The 25,777-nt window shown below is 69.5% G+C and carries 19 protein-coding genes and 1 riboswitch; of the genes, 11 read left to right on the plus strand and 8 right to left on the minus strand.

Annotated features, from left to right (window positions below; genetic code table 11):
• Positions 1 to 41 precede the first annotated feature (41 nt).
• From OHB24_RS07885 to OHB24_RS07905, 5 genes are all read left to right on the plus strand, one after another.
• Positions 42 to 791 carry a sugar phosphate isomerase/epimerase family protein gene (locus tag OHB24_RS07885; RefSeq protein WP_327638285.1) on the plus strand — a complete coding sequence of 250 codons (750 nt, stop codon included), beginning with the start codon at positions 42 to 44 and terminating at the stop codon, positions 789 to 791.
• Entirely contained in the window at positions 788 to 1,885 is a 1,098-nt protein-coding gene (locus tag OHB24_RS07890; protein ID WP_327638286.1) for a Gfo/Idh/MocA family protein, read from the plus strand. The genes OHB24_RS07885 and OHB24_RS07890 overlap by 4 nt, the downstream gene beginning before the upstream one ends.
• 5 nt (positions 1,886 to 1,890) lie before the next feature.
• Positions 1,891 to 2,511, plus strand: coding sequence for an SGNH/GDSL hydrolase family protein (locus OHB24_RS07895; protein WP_327638287.1), 621 nt, complete (start codon positions 1,891 to 1,893; stop codon positions 2,509 to 2,511).
• A gap of 88 nt (positions 2,512 to 2,599) precedes the next feature.
• Positions 2,600 to 5,035: a glycoside hydrolase family 2 protein gene (locus tag OHB24_RS07900; protein WP_327638288.1), complete on the plus strand. Its 2,436-nt coding sequence runs from the start codon at positions 2,600 to 2,602 to the stop codon at positions 5,033 to 5,035.
• 154 nt (positions 5,036 to 5,189) lie between these two features.
• Positions 5,190 to 5,939 (plus strand): polysaccharide deacetylase family protein, encoded by a 750-nt coding sequence (locus tag OHB24_RS07905; RefSeq protein ID WP_327638289.1) that lies wholly within the window; start codon positions 5,190 to 5,192, stop codon positions 5,937 to 5,939.
• Here OHB24_RS07905 and OHB24_RS07910 read toward each other — a convergent pair.
• The gene (locus tag OHB24_RS07910) at positions 5,926 to 7,386 is read right to left on the minus strand and encodes an NAD-dependent succinate-semialdehyde dehydrogenase (RefSeq protein ID WP_327638290.1); all 1,461 of its coding nucleotides are present in this window, start codon (positions 7,384 to 7,386) and stop codon (positions 5,926 to 5,928) included. The two genes, OHB24_RS07905 and OHB24_RS07910, sit on opposite strands and share 14 nt — an antisense overlap.
• A gap of 35 nt (positions 7,387 to 7,421) precedes the next feature.
• Complete coding sequence (locus OHB24_RS07915) at positions 7,422 to 8,495, minus strand: MsnO8 family LLM class oxidoreductase (RefSeq protein ID WP_327638291.1); 1,074 nt, start codon at positions 8,493 to 8,495, stop codon at positions 7,422 to 7,424.
• Positions 8,496 to 8,755: 260 nt separating this feature from the next.
• On the opposite strand from OHB24_RS07915, the gene OHB24_RS07920 reads away from it, so the two are divergent.
• The 4 genes from OHB24_RS07920 (at position 8,756) to OHB24_RS07935 (ending at position 16,340) form a co-directional block, all read left to right on the plus strand.
• A complete protein-coding gene (locus OHB24_RS07920) occupies positions 8,756 to 11,734 on the plus strand; it encodes a type 2 lanthipeptide synthetase LanM family protein (protein WP_327638292.1) in 2,979 nt (992 codons plus the stop codon).
• A 14-nt stretch (positions 11,735 to 11,748) separates the two neighbouring features.
• Positions 11,749 to 11,958 carry a hypothetical protein gene (locus OHB24_RS07925; protein ID WP_327638293.1) on the plus strand — a complete coding sequence of 70 codons (210 nt, stop codon included), beginning with the start codon at positions 11,749 to 11,751 and terminating at the stop codon, positions 11,956 to 11,958.
• 123 nt (positions 11,959 to 12,081) lie between these two features.
• Complete coding sequence (locus tag OHB24_RS07930; protein WP_327638294.1) at positions 12,082 to 15,006, plus strand: ATP-binding protein; 2,925 nt, start codon at positions 12,082 to 12,084, stop codon at positions 15,004 to 15,006.
• 104 nt (positions 15,007 to 15,110) lie between these two features.
• Positions 15,111 to 16,340, plus strand: a complete 1,230-nt coding sequence (locus OHB24_RS07935; RefSeq protein ID WP_327638295.1) for an ROK family transcriptional regulator — start codon at positions 15,111 to 15,113, stop codon at positions 16,338 to 16,340.
• A 2-nt stretch (positions 16,341 to 16,342) separates the two neighbouring features.
• Here the strand turns inward: OHB24_RS07935 and OHB24_RS07940 are convergent, their stop codons facing one another.
• Both OHB24_RS07940 and OHB24_RS07945 read right to left on the minus strand, forming a co-directional pair.
• Positions 16,343 to 17,092 carry an alpha/beta fold hydrolase gene (locus OHB24_RS07940; RefSeq protein ID WP_327638296.1) on the minus strand — a complete coding sequence of 250 codons (750 nt, stop codon included), beginning with the start codon at positions 17,090 to 17,092 and terminating at the stop codon, positions 16,343 to 16,345.
• The gene (locus tag OHB24_RS07945) at positions 17,055 to 17,762 is read right to left on the minus strand and encodes a DUF998 domain-containing protein (RefSeq protein ID WP_327638297.1); all 708 of its coding nucleotides are present in this window, start codon (positions 17,760 to 17,762) and stop codon (positions 17,055 to 17,057) included. Before OHB24_RS07945 ends, OHB24_RS07940 begins: the two co-directional genes overlap by 38 nt.
• 109 nt (positions 17,763 to 17,871) lie before the next feature.
• On the opposite strand from OHB24_RS07945, the gene lysX reads away from it, so the two are divergent.
• Both lysX and OHB24_RS07955 read left to right on the plus strand, forming a co-directional pair.
• Entirely contained in the window at positions 17,872 to 21,228 is a 3,357-nt protein-coding gene (lysX, locus tag OHB24_RS07950; RefSeq protein WP_327638298.1) for a bifunctional lysylphosphatidylglycerol synthetase/lysine--tRNA ligase LysX, read from the plus strand.
• Positions 21,229 to 21,420: 192 nt separating this feature from the next.
• Positions 21,421 to 22,194, plus strand: a complete 774-nt coding sequence (locus OHB24_RS07955; protein WP_327638299.1) for a hypothetical protein — start codon at positions 21,421 to 21,423, stop codon at positions 22,192 to 22,194.
• Here OHB24_RS07955 and OHB24_RS07960 read toward each other — a convergent pair.
• The 4 genes from OHB24_RS07960 to OHB24_RS07975 all read right to left on the minus strand — a co-directional run bounded on the left by OHB24_RS07960 (position 22,191) and on the right by OHB24_RS07975 (position 25,772).
• Entirely contained in the window at positions 22,191 to 22,865 is a 675-nt protein-coding gene (locus OHB24_RS07960; protein WP_327638300.1) for a hypothetical protein, read from the minus strand. The genes OHB24_RS07955 and OHB24_RS07960 overlap by 4 nt on opposite strands.
• Positions 22,866 to 22,996: 131 nt before the next feature.
• Positions 22,997 to 23,827 carry a helix-turn-helix transcriptional regulator gene (locus OHB24_RS07965; RefSeq protein WP_327638301.1) on the minus strand — a complete coding sequence of 277 codons (831 nt, stop codon included), beginning with the start codon at positions 23,825 to 23,827 and terminating at the stop codon, positions 22,997 to 22,999.
• Between the two features lie 57 nt (positions 23,828 to 23,884).
• A complete protein-coding gene (locus OHB24_RS07970) occupies positions 23,885 to 25,258 on the minus strand; it encodes an L-serine ammonia-lyase (protein ID WP_327638302.1) in 1,374 nt (457 codons plus the stop codon).
• 79 nt (positions 25,259 to 25,337) lie between these two features.
• Positions 25,338 to 25,430: riboswitch (glycine riboswitch) on the minus strand.
• The gene (locus tag OHB24_RS07975) at positions 25,428 to 25,772 is read right to left on the minus strand and encodes a DUF3817 domain-containing protein (RefSeq protein ID WP_327638303.1); all 345 of its coding nucleotides are present in this window, start codon (positions 25,770 to 25,772) and stop codon (positions 25,428 to 25,430) included. It overlaps the preceding riboswitch by 3 nt.
• Between the last annotated feature and the right edge of the window lie 5 nt (positions 25,773 to 25,777).

Genomic DNA, 25,777 nt, shown 5'->3' on the forward strand with positions numbered 1-25,777 from the left:
TCCCAGGGCAGCGGGTCAGACGCCGCCGACAAGGAGAAACCATGGTCGCAAAAGACCACCTGTCCCTCCAGCTCTACACGGTCCGGGGCAAGCTCGAAGAAGACTTCGACGGCACCCTGGCCCGGATCGCGGAGATCGGCTACACCAAGGTCGAACCCTTCGGTGTGACCGCCTACGCGGACCGTCTGGCCGAGGCGCTGCCCAAGCACGGACTCTCGGCCCCGACCACGCATGCCGGCCTGCTCCGCGAGGACAGCGCCCCGATCTACGCCGCCGCCGAGCGGCTCGGCATCACCACGGTCATCGACCCGCACACCGACCCGGCGCGCTGGCAGTCGGCCGACGAGATCAAGGTCATCGCCGACGGCCTGAACAAGGCCGCGGTCGAGGCTGCCGGCCACGGCATCACGGTCGGGTACCACAACCACCAGTTCGAGCTCGAGTCGAAGATCGGCGGCGTGCACGGGCTGGAGATCCTCGTGGACAACCTGTCCGACGACGTGATCCTCGAGGTGGACACGTACTGGGCCGCGGTCGGCGGCGCCGACGTACCGGCGCTGCTGAAGAAGTTCGGCGACCGGGTCACGGCCATCCACGTCAAGGACGGCGACGGCACCCTGGACAACAAGGCCCAGGTCGCGGTCGGCGATGGCGTCATCGCGGTCCGGGACATCCTGGCCGCCGCTCCGCAGGCGCTCCGGGTGGTCGAGCTGGACGACTTCTCCGGCGAGATCCTCGACGCGGTCGCAGGCAGCTACGCGTTCCTGACCGGAGAGGGTGCACCTGAATGACAGCAGTCGGTGTTGGTGTGATCGGCGCCGGGGTGATCTCCGACGCCTACATCAAGAGCATGCAGAGCTTCCCGGACCTGAAGGTCGTCGCGATCGGCGACCTCCGGCCGGAGGCCGCCAAGGAGAAGGCCGAGCAGTACGGCATCGAGACCCACGGGGGTCCCGAGGCGGTGCTGAACAACCCGGACGTCGAGATCGTGGTCAACCTGACCATCCCGATCGCGCACGTCGAGGTGGCCCTCGCCGCGATCGCCGCCGGTAAGCATGTGTGGAGCGAGAAGCCGTTCTCGCTGGACCAGGACAGCGGCCTCAAGTTGCTGGCGACGGCACAGGACGCGGGTGTGCGGCTCGGCTGCGCGCCCGACACCATCCTGGGCCCGGGCCTGCAGGAGTCCCGCCGCATCATCGAGCACGGTGACATCGGTACGCCGTTGACCGCGCTCACGCTGATGCAGTCCCCCGGCCCGGAGTCGTGGCACCCGAACCCGGCGTTCCTGTTCCAGGAAGGCGCGGGCCCGCTGTGGGACATCGGCCCGTACTACCTGACCACGCTGGTCCAGCTCTTCGGTCCGATCGCCGCGGTCGCGGGAATCGGCGCGAAGTCCAAGGAGAAGCGCACGATCGGATCCGGTCCGCTGGCGGGGACCGACTTCGACGTGACCGTGCCGACGCATGTCAGCGCGATCGCGAAGTTCGAGTCGGGGCAGTCGTCGCAGAGCATCTTCAGCTTCGACTCGCCGCTGTCGCGGGGCGGGTTCGTCGAGATCACCGGCTCCGAGGCGACGCTCGCCGTACCGGACCCGAACGGCTTCGACGGTGCGATCAAGATCCGTCGTCGCGGTGCGGAGGACTGGGAGACGATCGCCGAGACGAAGGCGGTCGCGCAGCGCGGTACCGGCGTACTCGAGATGGCGCGCGCCATCCGGGCCGACCGGCCGCACCGGGCGACCGGGGCGCTGGCGTTCCACATCGTCGACGTGATGGCCTCCATCACCGACTCGATCGACACCGGCGCGTTCGTGGACGTGAAGAGCACGGTCGAGGTCGCGGCGATCCTGCCGGACGACTGGGACGTCACCGCGGCCACCCTCTGACGACCGTGACGAACATCCTTCTCGATCCCCGGCGGACCGTCGTGTTCGCCGGGGATTCGGTGACCGACTGCGGCCGCCGTACCGACCCCGACGGGCTCGGTGACGGCTACGTGCGCAATCTGTACGACGATCTGTCCGGCGAACTTGGTGAACGCCGGCCGGCGATCGTCAACGCCGGCATCAGCGGCCACCGGGCGGTCGATCTGGCCGCCCGGTGGGCCACCGATGTGCTGGCCCACGACCCGTCGCTGGTGTCGATCCTGATCGGGATCAACGACACCTGGCGGCGGTACGACGAGGACGACCCGACGACAGCTGAGGACTTCGAGGCGTCGTACCGGGCGCTGCTCGACCCGCTGTCGTGTCCGGTGGTCCTGATGGAGCCGTTCCTGCTGCCGGTGAAGGACGGGCAGGAGGAGTGGCGGGAGGACCTGGACCCGAAGCTCGACGTGGTCCGGAAGCTGGCCGTCGAGTACGGCGCGATCCTGGTTCCGACCGATGTCGAGCTGACCAAGCAAGCAGTATCCGTCGGGCCGGCGGCGCTGGCCGGCGACGGCGTACACCCGACCGCCGCCGGACACCGTGCCCTCGCCGAGCTGTGGCGACGGTACGTCCTGGACGCCTGACACACATCGCTCCTCGATTCTCTCGGGGAGTGGTGCTGTTCTACTAAACCGGTTCACCTACTTTCCGCCCGCGACTCGGAGCCCGACTGTGACATCACTCAAGACCTTCGACCTGACCACCGACGGCGGTGCTGCCTGGACCGTGCAAGCGGTCGAAGGTCCGGCACCTGACGGCCTGATCGGGCGCACCGTGACCGCGACCGTGCCGGGCGAGGTGCACACCGACCTGCTCACCGCCGGCGAGATCCCGGATCCGTTCGACGGCGACAACGAGTCGGCGCTGCACTGGATCGGCCGTACCCGCTGGAGCTTCCGGACCACGTTCAGCTGGGTTGCCGACGGAAACGAGCGGCAGGAGCTGGTGGCCGAGGGGCTCGACACGGTCGCGACGGTCACCCTGAACGGCCAGGAGCTCGGCCGGACCGCGAACCAGCACCGCTCGTACCGGTTCGACGTCACCGGCGCACTGGTTGCCGGGGACAACGAGCTGGTGATCGAGTTCGAGGGTCCGGTGGCGGCGGCCGAGGCGGAGCGGGCGAAGGTCGGCAGCTGGCCGCACACCAACCTGCACCCGTACAACGAGCTGCGGAAGATGGCCGCGAACTTCGGCTGGGACTGGGGACCGGACGTCGCCACCGCGGGCATCTGGCGGCCGATCCGGATCGAGTCCTGGTCCGGCGTACGCATCGACTCGGTCCGCCCGCTGGCGGGGGCTGACGGCGTTCTGAACACGTTTGTCTCGTTGGTCTGGACCGACATCGCCGCCGAGTACGCCACCGTCACCGTCGCGGTCGGCGGTACGACGCAGTCGGCGACCGTCAAGCCCGGATGGGACACCGTCGTCGTCACCAACCGGGTCCCCGCGGTGGACCTCTGGTGGCCGCGCGGATATGGCGAGCAACCGTTGTACGACGTGACGGTGACGCTGGCCGATGACACCTGGACCGGCCGGGTCGGCTTCCGGGACATCAGCATGAACGTTGCCCCGGACAACGACGGCACGCCGTTCGTCCTGTCGGTGAACGGCAAGCCGATCTACGTCCGCGGCGCGAACTGGATCCCCGACGACGCGTTCGTCACCCGCCTGAACGCCGACACGTACCGGACGAGCATCGAGGACGCGGTCGACGCCGGCATGAACCTGCTGCGGGTCTGGGGCGGCGGGATCTACGAGAGCGAAGACTTCTACGACGTCTGCGACGAGCTGGGAATCCTGGTCTGGCAGGACTTCCTGTTCGCGTGTGCGGCGTACTCCGAGGAAGAGCCGCTCTGGAGCGAGGTCGAGGCCGAGGCACGCGAGGCCGTCACCCGGTTGAGCCGGCACGCCAGCCTCGCGGTGTGGAACGGCAACAACGAGAACATCTGGGGGTACGTCGAGTGGGGCTGGCGGGTCCCGCTCGCCGGACGGCCGTGGGGCGCGGGGTACTACCTCGACCTGCTGCCGAAGATCGTCGCGGAGCTCGACCCGCGGACGCCGTACTCGCCTGGCAGCCCGTACTCGTTCGACCAGTTCATCCACCCGAACGACGACCGGCACGCGACGATGCACATCTGGGACGTCTGGAACCAAGTGGACTACACGACGTACCGCAAGTACAAGCCGCGGTTCGTGTCGGAGTTCGGGTTCCAGGGACCGCCGGCGTGGTCGACGCTGACGTCGGTCGTGCACGACTCGCCGCTGGACCCTTACGGTGCGCAGATGCTCGTGCACCAGAAGGCGTTCGAGGGCAACCTCAAGCTGGAGCGGGGTCTCGGCGATCACCTGCCGGCCTGGAAGGACATCGACGACTGGCACTGGACGACGCAGCTGAACCAGGCGCGGGCGATTGCCTACGGCATCGAGCACTTCCGCAGTCTGTTCCCGCTGAACACGGGCGCGGTCGTGTGGCAGCTGAACGACAACTGGCCGGTGGTCTCGTGGGCGGCCGTCGACGGGCATGGGATCCGGAAGCCGTTGTGGTACGCATTGAAGCGCGTGTACGCCGACCGGCTGCTGACCGTGCAGCCCCGGGAGAACGCACTGGTCGTTGCCGCACACAACGACACCGACGTGCGTTGGTCGACGGAGATGACCGTCACGCGACGCTCGACTGCCGGCGATGAGGTGCTGGCCCGGGAGACGTTCGCGGTCGAGATCGAAGCCCGGTCGGCGATCGTCAGCGAGCTTCCGGAGTCGGTTGCGGTTGCGTCGAACCCGCGCGCCGAGTACCTGGAGGTGCGTGGTGCCGACGGCGTCACGGCGTACTGGTACTTCGTCGAGGACACTGAACTGCAGCTCGCGGGCAACGCCTACACGGCCACGGTCACGCCGACCGATGACGGGTACGACGTGACCGTCACCGCGACAGCGCTGGCGAAGGACCTGGCGCTGTTCCCGGACCGACTGGACGCGGCGGCACGGGTCGACTCATGCCTCGTCACCCTGTCCCCAGGCGAGACCCACACGTTCCACGTAACGGGCGCCGCCGCCCCGGAGGACGTCGCCGTACCCGTGCTGCGCTCGGCGAACGACCTGCTCAACTGACCTTGGGGCATCCAGCGACACGCCCTGACCGTAGAGTCAGGGCGTGACCTGGGGGAAACGTGTAGCTGTCGCTGCGTTGGTACTGACTGTTGTCGGGTGCAGTGACACCAAGCCAACGAGTGAGACACCACAGACACGTGCTCCGGTCGCACCGGTGCGCACGTCGCAGCCGGTCCGGCCGACGTTGGCGCCGGTGCAGCTCAGACCAGGTGCCTCCAGCAACGTCCAGGTGATGCCGGTGCTGGACCACGGTCCCCGGGACAAGAAGCAGGTCGCGTTGACGTTCGACGCTGACCTGACTGCGCTGATGCGTCGCCGGCTGCTGAGCGGCAAGGTGCACTCCTACTACAACAAGGCCCTGGTCGACGAGCTCCGCGCGATGCATGTGCCGGCGACCATGTTCCTGACGGGCATGTGGATGGAGCAGTACCCACAGGTGGTCCGGGAGCTCGCCGACGACCCGCTGTTCGAGCTGGGGACGCATACCTACGACCACCGCGGTTTCACCAAGCACTGCTACACCCTCGGGACAGTGCCGCGCGGTCAGATGCTGGCCGACGTACGGCGGGCCGTCGTACAGCTGGACCGGTTGGATCCCCACGCCACCAGGTGGTTCCGCTTCCCCGGCGGGTGCTACGACGCCACCGCACTCCACGAGTTGGCACCGGCCGGCGTCACCGCGGTCGGGCTGGATGTGCCGGGCGCGGACGGGTTCGCCAAGTCAGCGCAGCCGGTCGTCAAGCAGGTCCTGGACCACGTGCAGAACGGGTCGATCGTCGTACTCCACATGCACGGCGGCGACAACGCGCCGTACACCGCACAGGCCGTCGGGCCGATCGTCCGCGAACTCCGCGCCCGCGGCTACAAGCTGGTCACCGTGACCCAGCTGGTCAGTCGACGTTGACTGCGACGTACTTGACGTCCAGGTACTCGTCGATGCCGACGGTGCCGCCTTCGCGGCCGAGGCCGGACTGTTTGACGCCGCCGAACGGCGCGGCGGGGTTGGACACGATGCCCTGGTTGAGGCCGATCATCCCGGCCTCGAGCCGTTCGGACACCCGGAGTGCGCGGCTCAGGTCCTTGGTGAACAGGTAGGACACCAGGCCGAACTCGGTGTCGTTCGCCATCTGCACGGCCTCGTCCTCGGTGTCGAACGCCGTCAGCGGCGCGACCGGCCCGAAGATCTCCTCCTTCTGCAGCCGGGCAGTCCGCGGTACGTCGGCCAGCACGGTCGGCTGGAAGAAGTACCCGTTGCCATAGGCAACCGCTCCACCGGTGAGCGCGCGAGCGCCCTGCGCGATCGCGTCGGCGACCAGATCGGCCACCTTGTCCCGCTGCTTCCCGTCGATCAGCGGGCCGACGTCGACGCCGTCCTCGGTACCGCGGCCGACCTTCAGCGCGGACATCCGCTCGGTCAGCCGGGTCGCGAACTCGCCCATCACCGACGACTGCACGTAGATCCGGTTGGCCGCCGTACAGGCCTCGCCGCCGTTGCGCATCTTGGCCAGCATCGTGCCTTCGACGGCCTTGTCCAGGTCGGCGTCCTCGAACACCAGCAGCGGCGCGTTCCCGCCGAGCTCCATGCTGGTCCGCAGCACCTGTTCCGACGCCTGCTCGAGCAACTTGCGGCCGACCGGGGTCGAGCCGGTGAAGGAGAGTTTGCGGGCGCGGCCGTCACGGATCAGCGGTTCCATGACGCCGCCCGCGTCGTTGGTGGTGACCACGTTGAGCACCCCGGCCGGGAGTCCGGCGTCGGTCATCAGCTCGGCCAGCTTGAGCATCGACAGCGGCGTCTGCGAAGCCGGCTTGATCACCATCGTGCAGCCGGCCGCGACCGCCGGGCCGATCTTGCGGGCACCCATTGCCGCGGGGAAGTTCCACGGGGTGATCAGCAGGCACGGGCCGACCGGCTGGCGCATCACCAGGAAGCGGCTCGCACCGTTCGGCGCGATCTGGTAGCCGCCGTCGATCCGGACCGCTTCCTCGGCGAACCAGCGGAAGAACTCGGCCGCGTAGGCGATCTCGCCCTTGGACTCGGCGACCGGCTTGCCCATCTCGAGCGTCATCAGCAGCGCGAGGTCGTCGGCCCGCTCGGTCATCAGCTCATAGGTACGGCGGAGGATCTCGCCACGTTCCCGCGGCGCCGTCGCGGCCCATTCGGCCTGTGCGGCGACCGCGGCGTCCAGAGCAGCCATGCCGTCCGCCGGGCTCGCATCGGCCACGTCGCAGAGCGCCGTACCGGTGGCCGGGTCCTCGACGGCGAGAGTCCGGCCGCCCTCGGCCGCCGCCCACTTGCCGCCGATGAACAACTCGGTCGGACACGCCTCGACGACTTCGCGCTCTCGTGACATGGGTACTGCCTCTCGACTAGTCGGCAGTACCCAGATTAGGCCGTGGCGATGAGGGGCGGTGCGGACCTCGGGACCGTGCGGACGATCCGGGTCAGAGCGGCCGCGACGTTGCGCAGGATGGACGACCGGATCAGTCCGTCGAAGGCCAGCGGGACGAGCATGATCTCGTCCGCGGTCGTCGCGACGACCAGCTCGCCCAGCGCGGCCGCGACCGTCGTACGGGAGCCGACGACGTGCCCCGGATAGTCCAGCATTCGTTCGGCTCGGCCGCGCTCGCGTCCGGTCAGCGGGGCCTCCAGCAGCGCCATCAGCTGCCCCGGCGTCGCGCGTGGTCCCGCGGCGGCCAGACGCGTCTGCACGCGAACGTACTCGGCGAACCGGATCACCGCTTCCTCGTCCGAGTCCGCTGCCACTACTCCCACCGTGGCAGCGATGTACGGCCGCGTTTTGGGCCCGGTCGGCTCGAAGTGCTCTCGGTACGCCGCCATCGCAGCGGGTGTCGTTGCCGCCGCGGAGTGATGCGCCAGGAACACAGGCAGTCCACGTGCGGCGGCCGTCATTGCAGTAGCCGGACGATCGGCCAGCACGAACACAGGTGGTGGCTGTCCGGCCAGCGACAGCCGTACGTCGCCTACCGGCGCCCGTCCTGGCGTCCCGTCTCGCAAGAACCCGCACAGCTCGTCCAGCCGCTGCGGAAACGTGTCGCGGGCACCGCCGGCGAGTGCGGCCGCAGTACTAGGTGCAACGGTGCTCTGCTCTGCCACACCGAGGTCGATCCGACCCGGGTACGCCGCAGCGAGCGCAGCGAACTGCTCGGCTACCACCAGCGGCTGGTGGTTGGTCAGAAGGAGCCCGCCGGCTCCCAGCCGAATGCGGTCCGTTCGTGCAGCCAGGACGGCTGCCAGCACCGCCGGTGCTGCACCGCCGACGCCTCGGACACCATGCTGCTCCCCTAGCCAGAACCGGCGGTACCCGAGGTCATCAGCGGCCAGTGCCACCTCCGCCGTCTCCCGGAGCGCGGCCGCAGCCGACTGACCGGGCAGCTGCGGTACGACGTCCAGCACAGAGTGAGCCGAGACAGGCAGACCGGGAACGGGTGGAGTGAGCACCAGCCCACGGTCGCAGCGCCGGGCCCGATCCACATGGGGGTTCCGCCCCCAACTTCCGCGCCGCTTGCCCCCATCCGCACGGCGCGTTTCCGCAGCGTGAATTTGGGTGTTCGGGGCTCTTGTTCCGGACGGTCCTGCGCAGGCATGGTTCCGGTCTACCGGCCTGCTGTCACCACAGGCCGTCTAGGTGCTGATTACAGCGAAAATATGGGGGCTGACTACCCATGCCCGCACCCAGGGGGCGGTGGCAGCCTGAGCGCGTGCTCAACTCCGCGATCCGCACCGGCCAGCCAGATATCTGGTGGTCCGCGGGCCTGCGGCCGCACGAGCTGATCCACACCCTCACCCGGTCCGCGCCGGCCTGGGCCGAGTACGTAGAACGCAGCATCTCTCTCCCACCGAGCGCGCCTGCCGCCGGTCGAGACCCTGCAGGGACCGGTGTCACCGGCGGCCACACTTCAGGTGGGGCGGCCGCGACAACGGATGGGTCCGGCACGGACTGGCGGCAGGCGCTCATGCGTTGTCTGGCACCCCTGCTGGACTCGGCCCGCCAGGACCTGGCCGCGGCCGGCCACACCGGAGCCGTCGCCGAGGAGTTCCTGCACCGGCTCGGTCTCCGGCTGGTGAAGCTCGCCGCGCGGACATTGGTCCTGGAGCTCGCCCGAGCCCGCGACCGCGGCGAGCTGGCCGGTGACACCCCGGCCGCACGTTTCCTGGACTTCACCCACCGGCTGGTCGGAGGGAGCGAGCTGGCGGAGTTCCTGGCCACGTACCCGGTTCTGGCCAGGGTTCTGGGCGAGTCGTGCCGGCAGAGCGTCGAGGGACACCTCGAGCTGATGGCACGGCTCGCCGAGGACCGCGAATCACTGGTCACCGGGCTGCTGGACGGCCGGGACCCCGGCGCCCTGACCGCGATCGAGCCCAGTGGCGATCCGCACCGCGGAGGCCGCTGCACCGCGATCCTCACGTTCGCGGACGGTCAGCGGGTGGTCTACAAGCCCCGATCGCTAGAGTTGCACGGCCACTTCAACATGTTCGTGGATTGGCTGAACTCGCGATCCGTGCTGGGCATCCGCACGGTCCGGCTGCTCCCCCGCGAGGGCTACGGCTGGCTGGAGTACGTCGTCCACGAGCCTTGCGCTGACCCGGCCGGGGTACGGCGGTTCTACCAGCGACAGGGCGCAGTACTGGCGCTGCTCTACGTGCTCGACGGCACGGACATGCACTTCGAGAACCTGATCGCCGCAGGCGACCAACCGGTGCTGGTGGATGTCGAGACGCTGTTCCACCCCAGCCCGGTGCCGGTGTCCGCGTTGACCCTCGATCCGGCGCACCGAACGCTCCTCGGATCGGTGTACCGCACGGCGCTGCTGCCGCTGCTCGTGTCGGGTGAGCACGGTGTCGCGGACCTGTCCGGGCTGGGCGGGGACGCCGGCTCGGTGACACCCGCGAGTGTCGTCGACTGGGCCGACGCCGGTCTGGACTCGATGCACCTGGTACGGCGTCCTGGGCAGACGCAGAGTGCCGCCAACCGTCCGATGCTCGACGGACAGCTGATGGAACCGCGGGACCACGAGACCGCCCTGCTCACCGGGTTCCGGGCCGCGTATGAGGCGATTGCCCGGCACCGTGACGAGTTCCTCGGGCAGGACGGGTTACTGGCGGCGTGTGCCGCCGACCAGATGCGGTTCGTGCCCCGCAGTACCAGCCTGTACACGAGTCTGCTGGACGAGTCGACGCATCCGGACGCGCTGCGGGATGCGGCCGGCCGGAGTCAGTTGCTCGACCTGCTGTGGGACGCGGACGAGTCGCTGCAGGCGATCGTCCCGTTCGAGCTGGCCGATCTGTGGGCGGGCGACGTACCGCTGTTCACCGCTCGGCCCGACAGCCGGGACGTGTGGGCGTCCGACGGCACGCGCGTTGCCGATGTCCTTGCCACCGAAGGCCTGGCCGCGGTCCAGGCGAAGGTCGCGAGTCTCGACGACATCGACGAGCACCGCCAGACCTGGCTGATCTCCGCATCGCTCGCCACGCGCCCGGAGCCGATCACGCACGCCGCGACGACCACCCGCGCCTACGTGGGTGCGACCGTACCGGACCCCGAGCAATTCCTGGCCGCTGCCGTGGACCTCGCCGACGAGGTCATGGCGCAGGTGGTCAGCGAGCCGGGCGGTGCGGCCAACTGGCTCGGCCTCGAACTGCTCGACGACCATCACTGGGCCGTCCGTCAGATGGGCGCCGGCCTGTCCAACGGCTACACGGGTACGGCGCTCTTCCTCGCGCAGGTCGGCGTACTGACCGGAGCGGACAAGTACCGCGAGTTGGCCCGGGACGCGATCCGTCCGCTGCCCCATCTGCTCGAGGCCCTGGCCTGCGACCCGGACTCCGCCCGTCTGGTCGGCCCGGGCTTCCACGGCCTCGGCGGCATCAGCTACGGGCTCAACCGGCTGTCCGCACTCCTCGGCGACCCCGACCTCGCCAACTGGCTGGCCGCGTCGCTGGAGCTCAGCGAACGGCTCGAGCCGGATCCCACCGAATTCCCGTCGTACGCCGAAGGTGCGGCGGGCGGGCTGGCCGCAATGCAAGCAGTGCAAGGCTTTCCGGCCGCCGGCCGGCTGGCCGAGCGCTATGCGAATCACCTGGTGACAACCGTCGAGAGCGGACTCCGTGGCCGAGTAGCAGCGGCCCACGGCTTCGCTCGCGGCTTCCAGGGAATCGCGTGGTCGCTCGGCCAGTACGGCGTACCCGGCGACCGGTACCTGGACGCAGCCCGCGCGGCGGCCGACCTGGATCGTCGCGACGGCCGCAGCGGGCATGGTGGACCAGGCTGGTGCTCCGGTGACGCGGGAACCGCGCTGGCGCGGACCGCGACCGGAGTACCCGCGGACCTCGACTCCTACCTGAGGGCCGCAACAGAACGACCGGTGCTCGCAGACCTGAGTCTGTGCCATGGCGAGCTCGGTGCGGTGGAGTCACTCGTGTGGCTCGCCGGACGTGAGTACCCAACTGCAGAGGCGGCACGGCGACGTCGTGCCGGGTTGGTGCTCGCGGCAGTGCAGCAGTACGGACCGCAGTGCGGGACACCTCGTGGCATACCGTCTCCAGGCCTGCTGACCGGTCTGGCAGGGATCGGCTATGGGCTGCTCCGTCTTGCGTTCCCCCAACGGGTTCCGTCCGTGTTGCTGCTCGAACCAACCGCCGGGCCGCGGTGTGGCACAGCGCCAGAGCCCACACTGTGACAAGGGGAACAATCATGACCGCCCAGCACCACGATGTTCAGCAGCACCTGCCGGCCGACGAGCAGTCCACGACGCCGGATCGCACCGACCCGCTCGGCCCGATCACGTTGCCGACGCGGCAGAGGGTCGGCGCCCGGGCGATGGCCCTCGTCGGGGTCGTCGGCCTGAGCGCGGCGGCAGCCGCCGTCATGGTGCCCGACGGCCTCCCGTTCGGGACGATCTAGGTCCGACGACCTGCTGGAGGCACCAGCGAACGTTTGACCGGTGGCCGGCCGCCCGTCCGGGTGTGGCCGGCCACTGGTCGAACTGCCTGCGGTGACAACCATCAGTCGTTACAGTTGGCAACCATGCAGACCCGTTCGCCTACGGTGGTCGGCAGAGACCGGGAGATCGAGAGCCTTCACCGCCTGCTGGCCGGAGCCCGCAGCGGACACGGTGGCGCGATCTTCCTTGCCGGCGAGCCCGGAATCGGCAAGAGCCGGCTCGCCGCGACCGCCACCACACAGGCCCTCGACGCGGACATGGCGATGCTGCGCGGACGGGTCGGGGCGATCGGCACGATGGTTGCCTTCCGCCCGTTCACCGAAGCGCTGCTCTCGCTGATCCGGCGCGGTGAGATGCCCACGACGGAGAGCCTCGGTCCGTACCGGCAGGTTCTCGGCCGGCTGGTGCCGGACTGGGACGACGGCAGCGCCCACGCCACCGCTGCGTCACCGGTCCTGCTCGGTGAGGCAGTACTGCGACTGCTCGCGTTGGCGGGCCGGGATCGCGGTTGTCTGCTGGTCCTCGAAGACCTGCACGGCTCCGACCCGGAGACACTGGCCGTGATCGAGTACCTACTCGACAACCTGGACGACCAACCGATCGCGCTGGTCGCGACGATGCGGTCCGAGACCTGCGCGGCGTACGAACTGGCACAGCTGTCGGCGCAGCGCGGTGCGGCCGAGCTGATCGAGCTACTCCCACTGGACCGGAGCGAAGTGGCGGAGCTCGCCGCGGGTTGTCTGGAGGTTCCGGTCAGTGGCGTGCCCGAACAACTGGCGGATCAGCTGTGGAGCGACAGCGCCGGAGTCCCCTTCATCGTCGAGGAACTGCTGCAGGAAGCGAGCCGCAGCGGCCAACTGCTGTCCGGACCGGACGGCAGCGTGCAGATCGTCGACGACCTGCAGACGAACGTCCCGCCCGCGGTGGTGCGCAGTATCAGCAGCCGTACCGCGCAACTCGGGTCGCAGTCGCGCGACATCCTCGTGCTGGCCGCTGTGATCGGGCACCGGTTCCCACTGAGCGTCGTACGCAAGGCGACGGGGACGGACGAACGTTTGCTGCTGGCAACGCTTCGGGCCGGCGTCGCCGCCCAACTGGTCGGTCCGGACGAGCCCGCGCCGGACTGGTACGCGTTCCGGCACCCGCTGACCGCCGAGTCGCTGCTCGCCGGCCTGACGCCGACCGAACGATCGGCCTTGGCCAGTCGCTGCGCGGACGCGGTCGAGGAACTGCATCCCGGTCTGCCGGGCGAGTGGTGCCCGATGGTCGCCGAGCTCGCCGAGACCGGTGGCGACAGCATCCGCGCGGGGCGGCTGTTCGCGCTGGCCGGGCGCCGGTCGTTCGACGACGGCTCGACCGGGTCGGCCGCCAACCTGCTCGAGCGCGCGAACACCCTGCTCGGCACCGACCCCGACATCGGCCACCGCGCTGACGTCCTCGGTTCAGTGCTGCTCGCGCTGAGCGCGACCGGCCGCTTCGAGCACATCGCCGCGCATGCCGCGACCGTCGACGAACTGGCGGACCGCAACCTCGACAGCCGCAAGGTGGCCGCGCTGCACGTGCAGCTCGCGAACGCCGAGATGATGGCCGGTCGCTGGTCGGCCGCCCTGGCCCACGTCGCGACCGCCCGGTCCCTGCTCGGCAGCGATGCCGGGGACGCCGACCTGGCGCCGGTCGACTCGATCGCGGCGAACCTCGAGCTGGCCCGCACGAGTCCCGGCCGGCTCAAGGCCGCGACCGAGCTGGCCACCCGCGCGGCCGCCGCGGCCGAACGCGCGGAGCTGCCCGAGGTGGCCTGTGAAGCCCTGCAACTGCTGGGGATCCTGGCCCGCGAGCACGACCTCGACCTGTCGATCGACTACTTCCATCGGGCCCGGCAGCTCGCCGAGGCCCACGGGATGACGTACCAGCGGGTCGGCTCGCACTTCTTCCAGGCCGGCACCATCTGTCTCGCGAACGGCGGCATCCTCGAGCTGGAGCGGGCCCGGCAGCAGGCGCTGCGGATCGGCGCCATCCCATTGATGTACGAGGTGGACGGCATCCTCGGCCAGCAGGCGATCCTGCGGTCCGAGTACGAGCGGGCCGCCGAGATCATCGCCGAGTGTCTCGAGGTCACCCGGCGACTGCGAATGGGGCGGGCGGCGACCTACTTCCTGGCGATCAAGGCGATCCTGGAAGCGCACCAGGGCCGCCGGGCCGCGATGGAGACGACCCTGGCCGAGGTCGCGAACTGGGGCGGCGAGCGGGCGTCGTACGAGCTGCCGTACTCCTACGGGCTGGCCAGGACGTTCTGCGCGCTCCTGGAGGAGAACCGCGAGCTGGCCGACTCCGAGCTGGCGCAGGCGCTCGCGTACGACGCTCAGAACCCGACCACCCTCCACCTGACGGGCAAGAACGGTCTGGGGCTGCTGCTCGGCGTACTGTCCGGACGGAACGGCTGGGCGCACTTCGAGGTGGTCACCGCGACCGCCGCGAGTGGCATGCGCTGGAACCACCAGTTCGTCCAGCTGGCGCACGCCGTACTGCTCGGACGGGACGGTCAGGTCGAAGAGGCCAACGCCAAGGTGGTGGAGGCGATGGACACCGCGTCGCTCTACCCGATGGCGCGCAACCTCGGGCTACGGCTCGTCGCCGAGCCCGCTCACGCGGACGGGTGGGGTGAACCGGTCGCCTGGTTGCGGCAGGCGGAGGACTACTTCCACAATGCCGACATCCCAGCGGTGGCGAGTGCGTGTCGCAGCCTGATGCGGCAGCTCGGTGCGACAGTGTCACAGCGGCGGATCGGCTCGGAGCAGGTTCCGGCGCACCTGCGGCAGCTGGGTGTCACCACACGGGAGTACGAGGTATGCCAGTTGCTGGTGGACCGGATCGGGAACAAGTCGATCGCATCCCGGCTGCACATCTCGCCGCGAACCGTCGAGAAGCACGTGGCCAGCCTGATGACCAAGACGCAGCAACCGGACCGGGAGGCGTTGAGCAGTTTCGCCCGGACCGTACTTCAGGACTAGGTTGTCGAGTCACGCACCGGTATCCGCCAATCGGTGCGGCAAATGGACAGTATTTACGAACGCTCGCTATCTATACTGTGCGGGTGGCAAGCAAGGGGTCGGACATGAGCAAGGGAACGGTCGGCGGCGGCGGTACGACGATGCTGCGGCGGATCAACGTAGCCGCGGTCCTGGACGCGGTTCGCCGCTCCGCGCCCGCACCGTTGCGCGTCGCCGAGCTGGTCGAGCGCACCGGTCTGGCCAGACCGACGGTCGCCCAGGCCGTGGACGAGCTGCTCGACGCCGGTTGGCTGCAGCAGCACGGCCCCGACTCCGCGGACCGTTCGCTCGGTCGCCCGGCCATCCGCGTCTCGCTGCGCGGCCGTGCCGCACCGGTGCTCGGACTCGACGTCGGCCCGCACCGGGTCACCGTCGGCGTCTCGGACCTGGCCGGCCGCAAGCTCTCGCTGGTACGGCGCTCTGGACCCGGATGGACCGCGCAGGAGCTGCTCGGCGTCATCGGTGAGGTCATCAACGAGGCCCTGGCCGAGGCCGAGGTGCCGGCCGAGGACATCGCCGCCGTGGTCGCCGCGAGCCCGGGCATCGTCGACGAGCACACCGGCCGGGTCCAGCTGGTCCCGAGTGTGCCGGGCTGGTCCGCGATCGACCTGATCAAGCACGTCCGCGGTCTGCTCGACTGCCCGGTCATGCTGGACAACGACGCCAACCTGGCCGCGCTGGCGATCGCCGCCGCACGCGGTGGGACCGGCACGCTGCTGGCTGTCCAGTGGGGTGAGCGGCTCGGTGCGGGCATCGTCATCGACGGCCGGTTGCACCGTGGCACCGGGGCGGCCGGTGAGATCGGCTTCATCGCTACCGACACGGACGACGTGATCAACCCGGAGGACAGCCGCGGCCCCTTGGAGCGAGCGGTCGGTTCGGAGGCGATCGCGGCGCTGGGACGTCAGGCAGCGCTCGACAACCCCCAGTCGCGGCTGGCCGAGCTGGGTGGAGAGCAACTGGACACCGCGGACGTGTTCGCCGCTGCGGCGGAGCGTGACCCGGTGGCGCAGGCCGTCGTACAGCAGGTCGCCCGGACGTTCGCACGCGCGTTGGCGCCGTCCGTGCTCGTGCTGGACCCGACCGCGGTGGTGATCGGTGGCGGTGTCGCCCGCGCCGGCGCCGTACTACTGGACGCCATCTCGGACCAGTTGCGCCTGCTGACGCTCAACCACCCGAAGCTGGAGCTCTCCGCCCTGGCCGAGGACGCCGTGGTCACCGGCGCGATGCGCATGGCCCTCGACGAGGTCTGGCAACGCAAGCTGCCAACCCCAGCAATGACCAGCACTACTTAGGGTTATCGGCGGACTGCCGTGGCGATGGCGTCGGGGCGGTCGAGGTGGACCAGGTGGGCGGAGTCGGGTAGGACCTCGACTGTTCCGCCCAAGGAGTCAGCCAGGCGTTGCTGGCCTGCCAGCCAGCTGTTGGCGGTGAAGCGGGACGTGCCACCGGTTGCCACCAGGAGAGACGTCGGGGCGATTGCGCCGACCGGGCCGGCTACGAGCTTGGCTACCTCTGCGGCCAGCTCCCAGCTGCCCGCGAGCTCGTCCCAGAACAGCAGCCACGACCTGTCCCCGCCGTACCGCGCCTTGGCCGTTGCTTTCGACAACAGGTCGTGGTTCGACGTGCTGCCGAGCCTCACGATCAACCGTCGTACCGAAGGACCCAACAGCTGCGGTACGCCGACCCGCCCGAGGAACCGCGCCACTGCGCGAACCACCCGGTCGCCACGCTTCCCGGGGTAGAACGCACGCCACCCCGTCTCCGAGGTGAGGCTGCTGTCGACCAGCACCAACCGGGTGACCTCGTGCGGCCGCGTCAGCGCCCAGCGCAGTGCGGCCAGTCCACCGATCGAGTGCCCGATCAGTCCGATCTCCGCATCTGGCCGTACGCCGGCAGCCGCCCGCAGCGCGTCCACGTCCGACTTGATCGGCGTACGCCACGGATCGATGACGCGAACATCCTCGTCCGGGAGCAACTCGACGAGCCGGCTGAACTCCTCCGGAGTCTCAGCCAGCCCGGGCACCACGATCCAGGTCACGGTCATCGAGTAAAGCGTGCCTCAGAGCTGGTAACACTGTCCCCAGCATTAAGCAGACGAGTGCTACCGAGACGCGTTGCAGGATGCCCGGAGCCTCCAGTTCGTTGCCGGTGAGTACGTCGCTCCCCGTCTGCACACCGAGCCACGTCTGCGTTACCGCGACCGCTCCAGCCAGTACGGCGACCGCCTTGGCCCATAGTCCACCCCAGCCGAACCGCCGGAGTACGAGGACCGCGAAGACGCCCATGGCGATGCTGCCGAGACCTGCGAGGGTCGAGGTCACCTCATGGAGCACCAGCGCCACCCCGACCTGGCCGTTCGCCTCTGCCGCACGGCACGCCGCACTGGCCGACGGTGCGCAGTCCATCGGCGAAAACGAGTCGAACAACGTCCCGAGCCCGAACACCGCCGTACTGATCAGCAGACCGGTCAGCTCCCGCTGCGCCCGCGCCGCAGGCCTGGCCAGCAGTACGGCGACCAGCAGCAACACGCCCGTGGCCAGGTCCATCCCGCGCGCAGTGAGACTCGTGGACTGGTCCCGCGCCCCCAGCTCACTCAGGAACGAGCGGTGGACGTCCAACGGGAATCCGGCCGCCGCCTCGAGCAGCAGACTGCAGTAGAGCACGCCTGCGGCAAGCATCAGGTTGCGGATGAGGCGGTACGGGACGGCGGTCATACACAACACCGTCGCACGTCAACCAAGGTATTGACTGTGGCGTCAGCTGTACTGTCGAGGTAGTGCTAGGTCGACCGAAGTCGCAGCGAACTAGTGGGATGATCGGCTGGTGCCGTCGGAACAAGCAGCAATGATCCCGGCCTGGCAGCACCGGGCCGCAGGCTGGGTGGGCCGCGTCGTCGTGCTCGCCTCGGTGTGGTCGTTCATCGCCATCCCGCTGCACGTGGGCGCGCCGAGGTTCGTCAAGCACGTCGACTTCGCGTTCGACTTCGTCGGTATCCCGGCCGGGCACACGATCTTCTCCGCCGTCTACCTCGCGGTGGTCGGCAGCGCGTTGCTGCGCGGTAAGCGAGCGGCACTGCTCTGGGTGCTGTGGGTCTTCGAGGCGCTCTGGTTCCTCGCGCAGGTCGCCGGGATCGCGTTCACGAGCGTCCGGCTGGCCAACCCGACGGACGCGGACCTGCTCCGCGACTTCGGGCCGGCGAGTGTCGAGGACCTGGAGTGGGGCATCGTCCAGGCGGTCGTGGTGGCCGCCATCGTCGTCCTGCTGTGGAAGATCCGCGGCGCCTTCCCGGCCCGGCTCGCGCCCGGTAGCCGACGGCTCGCGATCGGCGCGCTGGTGTTCGGCATGCTGATCTCGATCGCGGTCAGCGTCACCCTGACGCAGATCTTCCCGCGCACGCTCAGCGGGCAGCGGCAGAAGATCGGCTGGGCCGTGATCGCCGCGCTCGGCCAGTCGCGCAGCAAGATGGGCGGTCACGAGGGCCACGGCTGGATCGGTCTGACCGTCGGCGCGATCTCGGCGGCCTCGCTGGTGCTGGCGTTCTGGATCTTCCTCCGCTCGGTCCAGCGGGTCCGGTACCTGACCCAGCCCGAGGAGCTCGAGGTACGGCGCCTCCTTCTACTGCACGGCGAGCGGGATTCCCTCGGGTACTTCGCCACCCGCCGCGACAAGGCCGTCGTGTTCGCACCGGGCAACGACGCCGCCATCGCGTACCGGGTGGTGAACGGCGTCAGCCTGGCCAGTGGCGATCCGCTCGGCGACCCGGTCGCCTGGCCCGCCGCGATCCAGCGCTGGCTCGCCGAGGCCCGCCGGTACGGCTGGTCCCCGGCGGTGCTGTCGGCGAGCGAGGAGGCGGCGCAGGCGTACGTCGACGCCGGCCTGCGCGCACTGTCGATGGGTGACGAGGCGATCATCGACGTCGCCGACTTCACCCTCGAAGGCCGCACGATGCGACCGGTGCGCCAGGCCGTGACGCGGGTCCAGCGGGCCGGGTACCACGCTGAGGTCGTGCGGCACGGAGACCTGTCACCGGAGACGCTGGCGCAGTACGTCCATCTCGCGGAGAAGTGGCGCGGGGCGCGGACCGAGCGCGGGTTCTCGATGGCGCTCGGTCGGCTCGGCGATCCGGCCGACGCGCGCTGCGTGATGGTGATCGCGCGGGACGCCGACGGCGTCGTCCGCGGGTTGCTGTCGTTCGCCCCGTGGGGTGTCCGGGGCGTGTCGCTGGACCTGATGCGGCGCGATCCAGAGTCCGTGAACGGGTTGATGGAGTTCATGGTGACCTCCCTGATCGACGCCTCGGGCGATCTCGGCGTCCACCGGATCTCGCTGAACTTCGCGATGTTCCGGGAGATCTTCAGCGACGCCGAGCGGGTCGGCGCGGGACCGGTACTGCGGCTCACGAACGCGTTGCTGACCGCGGGATCACGCTTCTGGCAGCTGGAGAGTCTGTACCAGTCGAACGAGAAGTACTTGCCGCGCTGGTCGCCGCGGTTGATGTGCTACTCGCGCGGCGCCTCGCTCGCGCAGGTGGTGTTCGCGGCCGGTACCGCGGAAGGCTTCCTGCCGGCGCCGCGGCCGTGGACCCGTGTCGACAGTGTCGAGGCGGCGGAGCGGCACGCGATCATGGCCGCGGACGGTCGCGCGTTCGCCACCGCCGCACAGGAGCAGGAAGTGGAGTTGCTGCGGCCGGCGTTGCCGACCCGGAAGCTCACCGAGCAGGAGCAGATCCGGCGTACCAAGCTCGCCGAGCTCGTTGCCGCCGGCATCGATCCGTACCCGGTCGAGGTGCCGCGGACGGAGACGCTGGAACGGGTCCGGGAGCTGTACCCGAATCTGCCGCCGGACCATCACACCGGGCACACGGCGTCGGTGACCGGCCGGGTACTGCGGATGCGGGGCCACGGCGGCCTCGCCTTCGCGCAGTTGCAGGACGGGCTCACGCAGCTGCAGGTGATGCTGACGGTCGATTCCTGCGGCGACGTACCGCTGGACCAGTGGCAGCGACTTGTGGACATCGGCGACCACGTGAGCGTCACCGGCGAGGTCGTCACGAGCCGCCGGGGTGAGCTGTCGATCGCCGCGACGTCGTGGGTGATGGCGGCGAAGTGCCTGCACCCGCTGCCCGACAAGCGGAAGGGTTTCACCGACCCCGAGGCGCGCGTCCGGCAGCGGCACCTCGACCTGGTGATGAACCCGGACTCGCTGCGGATGATGCAGCAGCGCAGTGCCGCCGTACGGGCCCTGCGCAACGGTTTCGAGACGCGTGGGTTCATCGAGGTCGAGACGCCGATGCTGCAGGCGGTGCACGGCGGCGCGAACGCGCGGCCGTTCGTCACGCACATCAACGCCTACGACACCGAGCTGTTCCTGCGGATCGCGCCCGAGCTGTACCTGAAGCGGCTGAGCGTCGGCGGGATGGGCAAGGTCTTCGAGCTGAACCGGAACTTCCGCAACGAGGGCGCCGACGCGACCCACAACCCGGAGTTCACCTCGGTCGAGGCCTACCAGCCGTACGCCGACTACCACGTGATGCGCGAACTCACCCGGGAGCTGCTGATCGAGGCCGCGACCGCGGTGTACGGCAAGCCCGTCGTACGCCGGGACGGCGAGGAGATCGACATCTCGGGCGAGTGGCCGGTCGTCACCGTCCACGACGCGGTCGGCCGGGCCGCCGGTACGGCGATCGACTCGGAGACGCCCGCGGACGAGCTCCGGGCGTTGTGCGCGGAGCACGGCGTCCACACGACGTTCGAGATGTCGGCCGGCGAACTCGTCCTGGAGCTGTACGACGAGCTCGTCGAACCGAACACCACGGTGCCGACGTTCTACACCGACTTCCCGCTCGAGACGTCCCCGCTGACCCGCAACCACCGCACGAATCCACGGCTCGCCGAGCGCTGGGACCTGGTCGCGTTCGGGGCCGAGATCGGTACGGCGTACTCCGAACTCGTCGACCCGGTCGAGCAGCGCCGGCGGCTCACCGAGCAGTCCCTGAAGGCCGCCGCCGGCGACCCCGAGGCGATGTCGCTGGACGAGGACTTCCTGTCGGCGCTCGAGTACGCGATGCCTCCGACCGGCGGCCTGGGCATCGGCGTCGACCGCGTCATGATGATGCTCACCGGCCAGAACATCCGCAGCACGCTGGCGTTTCCCTTCGTCCGTCCCGCACCACGGGACTGATGCCTTACCCTTGGTCCTCACGGGTTGGGGACCTGGGGGGTTGGGGTGGGGATGAAGTGCTGGGTTGCGCTCTGTGCCGGGGTGGGTCTGGTTGCGGGTTGCAGTGGGGAACCGGAGCCTGCGCCGAGCCCTGTCGCGACCTCTTCGAGTGCCGCGTCGGCACCGACGTCATCGGTTCCGGCCGCGGGGCCGTTGAGTACGGCGGCTTATCAGGCCGAGCTGACACGGATCGACCAGGTACTGGCCGGGCCGACGCGGGCGCTGACCCGGGTCCGGACGGCCGAAGGTCTGAGCGAGGCGGTGAGTACGGTCGCGGAGTCGCTCAACACGATCGCGGTCCGGCTGTCCACGCTGACGGTGACGTCCCGGCTGACCGCCGTCCACGCGCTGCTGCAGGAGCGCATCGGTGTGGCGGCGACGCGGCTGACGAGCTCGGTGGAGAAGACCGAGGAGGACGCGCGCTGCGGTGGTACGGCGTACACCTCGCAAAAGGTGCAGCGGCAGTTGCGTGCCGACCTCAGCACCGCGCTCGTGCAGCTGCAACGGCTCAAGCTGACGTTCGGCCGGACGCTTCCCGATGCGGGGCCTGCGCCGGAACAGGTGCGACCCGACAGCGGCGAGGTCCTGGTACGGCGTGATCCGGAAGGGATGGGGCGGCTCAAGATCACCAACGGCACGACGAAGGACGTCGCGATCTCGATCGTCAGCGACGGCAAGCCACCAGGGACTCCGCAGGTGATGGTGTATCTCCGGGCGACCCAGTCCACGACCGTGAGCCGGCTCGGCGGCGCGTACCGCCTCTACTTCAAGAGCGGCACGGACTGGGACGCGGTACGCCGCAAGTTCCGGTCGGACTGCTCGTTCAAGAAGTTCGACCAGACCTTCGGCAAGAACCAGGCGTGGCAGGTCAACCTGCAACCCCGCCCAGGCGGCAACGCCGACACCACCGAGGTCGAGGCGTACTAGAGCCCGAGCGTGTCGAGCAGGCCGCCGATGATGCCGCCGAGAAGTCCGGGGTCGTCCGGGTCGTCGGGCGGCGGCGGTGGAGGCGGCGGGGTGGTGGTGGTTGGCGGCGCCGTGGTCGGCTTCGTGGGGGGCGCGGTCGGAGTGGTCGACGCGGTCGGGCGGCTTGTCGGCGCGGTGGTCACGCTGGTGGGCGGCGCGGTCGGGACCGTCGGGGGTCGCTTGGTCGCGGGCGGGGCCGTGGGTCCGGTGGTCTCGACGACCTGCGGCGTCGGCGTCCCGGGGACGAGCGTCGGGTACGGCGTGCTGGCGACGCCGACCGGTACCTGGGTCTCTCCCGGCGTGGTTGCTATCGGCAACGGTGTCGCCAACGGGCTGGTGGTGGCGCCGGGGGTCGCCGGCGGCGGCGTCGAAGTGGTGGCCCCCGGCGGAAGTACGGAGACGTTCTGCGTCGGCTCGCCCGGCTGTGGGCCGGCGATCGGCGCGGCCGGCTTCGGCCCGCCACCGGGCAGCGGCAGGAACCCGGCGCCGATCCGCGGGCCGCCGAGCAGGGCGACGAAGACCAGCACGAGGTAGCCCAGCAACAGGACGCCGCAGGCGGCGGCAGCCTGGCGGCGACGCCGCGGGTTCTGCCAGGGCGGGCGGCGGGAAGCCGTGGCAGAAATCGGATTCACAAGAACCGGAGAGTATCGGGTGATGAGTCGTTTCAAACACCCCTTGGAAGAAATTCCACGCCAAAGCGAAATCTTCCGGGAATCCCGAACCGCCTACGCGACCGTAGGAATGCAGTGCGTTAGCTGATCAGTCAGAGCAACGCTTGCAGGCCGATCACCGACAACAGCCGGAGCTTCTCCGCGGCTTCGGTGTTCGGGGCGGCGGTGTAGACGACGATGCGCAGGTCGCTGCCCGGGACCGCGAGTACGTCGCAGTCGATGTCGAAGGTGCCGACGTCCGGGTGCCGGATCGTCTTCCGCTCGCTCTGGTGGAAGCCGACGACCGGTCGGTCCCACAGTTGCGCGAAGTCGTCGTACCCTGCACGGAGCTCCTCGATCAACGCCTGGAGATCCGGATCGCGCGGATACCGGGCGAGGGACGCGCGCAGATCCGTCACCATCGCGTTCCGGAAATTCTGCTGCTGCTCCGGCGTCATGACGACGCGGTCGCCCGGCGCCACGAAATGCCGGTAGACGATGTTCCGCCACCGCCCCTGCCACGGCGAGAAGTCGCCGATCAGCGCGGCGAACATCGGGTTCCAGGTGATCACCGTCCAAGCAGCGTCGGTGACGCACAGCGCCGCGCCCTCCAGCTGATCGACGATCCGCTGGACGCCGGGCGGGATGTACGCCGAGACTCGCCCGGGCGACGGCTCGACCTCCCCCGCGAGCACGAACAGATGGTTGCGCTCGGCATCGGACAACCGGAGCGCGCGGGCCAGCGCGGTCAGGACCTGGGCCGACGGCGAGTCCGACCGGCCCTGCTCCAGCCGGACGATGTAGTCGACCGACAATCCGGCGAGGTGCGCCAGCTCCTCGCGCCGCAGCCCCGGCGCCCGCCGCTTCCCACCGGTGGGCAACCCGACCTCCGAAGGCGTCACCCGATCACGCCACGCGTGCAACGTCCGTCCGAGCTCGCCCATGTCCCCAGTATTCCGGGCGGAACGCATTTCAGCCTGGTACTGCTGTTCCCACGCTGGCTAGCACTCGATGACGTTGACGGCGAGGCCGCCGCGGGACGTCTCCTTGTACTTGATCTTCATGTCGGCGCCGGTCTCGCGCATGGTCTTGATGACCTTGTCGAGGGTGACCACGTGGACGCCGTCGCCGTGCATCGCCATCCGGGTCGCGTTGATCGCCTTCACCGACGCCATCGCGTTCCGCTCGATGCACGGGATCTGCACCAGCCCGCCGACCGGGTCGCAGGTCAGGCCGAGGTTGTGCTCCATCGCGATCTCGGCGGCGTTCTCCACCTGTTCCGGCGTACCACCGGAAACCTCGCACAACCCGGCGGCGGCCATCGAGCAGGCGGACCCGACCTCGCCCTGGCAGCCGACCTCGGCGCCGGAGATCGACGCGTTCTCCTTGTAGAGCACGCCGATCGCACCGGCGGCCAGCAGGAACCGGACTACGCCGTCCTCGGTCGACCCGGGCACGAAGCGCCGGTAGTAGTGCAGTACGGCGGGAATGATGCCGGCGGCACCGTTCGTCGGAGCGGTCACGATCCGGCCGCCGGACGCGTTCTGCTCGTTGACCGCGAGCGCGAACAGGTTCACCCAGTCCATCACCTTGAGCGGATCCACCGACCACGGATCCTGGGTGAGTTTCGCGTGCAGGGCGTGCGCCCGTCGCGGCACCTTGAGACCGCCCGGCAGGATCCCCTCGGTCTCACAGCCCTCGCGGACGCAGTCCTGCATCACCTGCCAGATGTGCAGCAGCCCGTCCCGGACCTCGTCCTCGGTCCGCCAGGCGAGCTCGTTCGCGAGCATCACCTCGCTGATCGACAGCTGCGACTCGCGGCACCGGTCGAGCAGCTCCGCGCCGGTGGTGAACGGGTACTTCAGCGGGGTCGTGTCCGGCACGATCCGGTCACCCGCGGCAGCGGTCTCGTCGACGACGAATCCGCCGCCGACCGAGTAGTAGGTGCGCTCCCGCAGTACGGCGTCATCGGCGCCGCGGGCGACGAACATCATCCCGTTCGGGTGGTACGGGAGCGCCTTGCGGCGGTGCATGAGCAGGTCGGTGTTCTCGTCGAACGTGATCTCGTGGGTGCCGGCCAGCAGGATCCGGCCGCGCTCGCGGATTGTCTCGACGCGGGCGTCGACCGAGTGCGTGGCGACGGTCTCCGGGTCGGAGCCCTCGAGGCCGAGCAGGACGGCCTTGTTACTGCCGTGCCCGTGCCCGGTGGCGCCGAGCGAGCCGAAGAGCTGCGCCTCGACGGTCGTCGTCGCGGCCAGCAGGCCGTCGTCGGCGAGACCGCGTGCGAAAGTGCGGGCCGCACGCATCGGTCCCACGGTGTGGGAGCTCGACGGGCCGATCCCGATACTGAACAGGTCGAAGACGCTGATCGCCATCGTGTGGAGGTTCCTTCCGGTCGCCGTTGACCGTTTGGTGTCCTCCCCGCTCTGTCAGGCGGATGCCTTCCAGAGGTGCCTCGCCCGCGCGGTGAAGGTGCCTGAGAGATTCTTGGGGAGAGTTGCTCCTACGGCGCCCGGTTCTTGCCCGGGTCTCTCCCGCACGGGTTCATGCGGCTGTTTCTGCTGTGGACGGTACGGCGGTCTCCCGGCCGGCGTCAATCCGGCCGGTGCGGACCGCCCAGATCTCGAAGAACCAGGTGAACAACGGGGGAATGCTGGCCGCCAGCGCGGCCAACGTCACCGGCCAGGACCACCGCAACGGGCCGCGCACGGCCAGCACCGTGATCACGTAGGCGATGAAGATGCCGCCGTGGATCGGGCCGAAGATCTTCACCCCGATCTCGTTGTCGGACAGCACGTACTTGAACAGCATCCCGATCAGCAGTCCGGTCCACGAGATCGCCTCGGCGATCGCCACCGTCCGGAACCACGCCGCATGTTTGGTACTCATCAACG

Origin of the sequence: Kribbella sp. NBC_00482, from assembly GCF_036013725.1 — a bacterium.
In the GTDB taxonomy this organism is placed as follows: domain Bacteria; phylum Actinomycetota; class Actinomycetes; order Propionibacteriales; family Kribbellaceae; genus Kribbella.

Excerpts from the sequence above, each read along its gene's own strand:
- OHB24_RS07885 (WP_327638285.1), top strand. The coding sequence starts at position 42 with ATGGTCGCAAAAGACCACCTGTCCCTCCAGCTCTACACGGTCCGGGGC.
- OHB24_RS07890 (WP_327638286.1), top strand. The coding sequence starts at position 788 with ATGACAGCAGTCGGTGTTGGTGTGATCGGCGCCGGGGTGATCTCCGAC.
- OHB24_RS07910 (WP_327638290.1), bottom strand. The coding sequence starts at position 7,386 with ATGTCACGAGAGCGCGAAGTCGTCGAGGCGTGTCCGACCGAGTTGTTC.
- OHB24_RS07925 (WP_327638293.1), top strand. The coding sequence starts at position 11,749 with ATGACCGCCCAGCACCACGATGTTCAGCAGCACCTGCCGGCCGACGAG.
- OHB24_RS07930 (WP_327638294.1), top strand. The coding sequence starts at position 12,082 with ATGCAGACCCGTTCGCCTACGGTGGTCGGCAGAGACCGGGAGATCGAG.
- OHB24_RS07935 (WP_327638295.1), top strand. The coding sequence starts at position 15,111 with ATGAGCAAGGGAACGGTCGGCGGCGGCGGTACGACGATGCTGCGGCGG.
- OHB24_RS07940 (WP_327638296.1), bottom strand. The coding sequence starts at position 17,092 with ATGACCGTGACCTGGATCGTGGTGCCCGGGCTGGCTGAGACTCCGGAG.
- OHB24_RS07945 (WP_327638297.1), bottom strand. The coding sequence starts at position 17,762 with ATGACCGCCGTCCCGTACCGCCTCATCCGCAACCTGATGCTTGCCGCA.
- OHB24_RS07965 (WP_327638301.1), bottom strand. The coding sequence starts at position 23,827 with ATGGGCGAGCTCGGACGGACGTTGCACGCGTGGCGTGATCGGGTGACG.
- OHB24_RS07970 (WP_327638302.1), bottom strand. The coding sequence starts at position 25,258 with ATGGCGATCAGCGTCTTCGACCTGTTCAGTATCGGGATCGGCCCGTCG.
- OHB24_RS07975 (WP_327638303.1), bottom strand. The coding sequence starts at position 25,772 with ATGAGTACCAAACATGCGGCGTGGTTCCGGACGGTGGCGATCGCCGAG.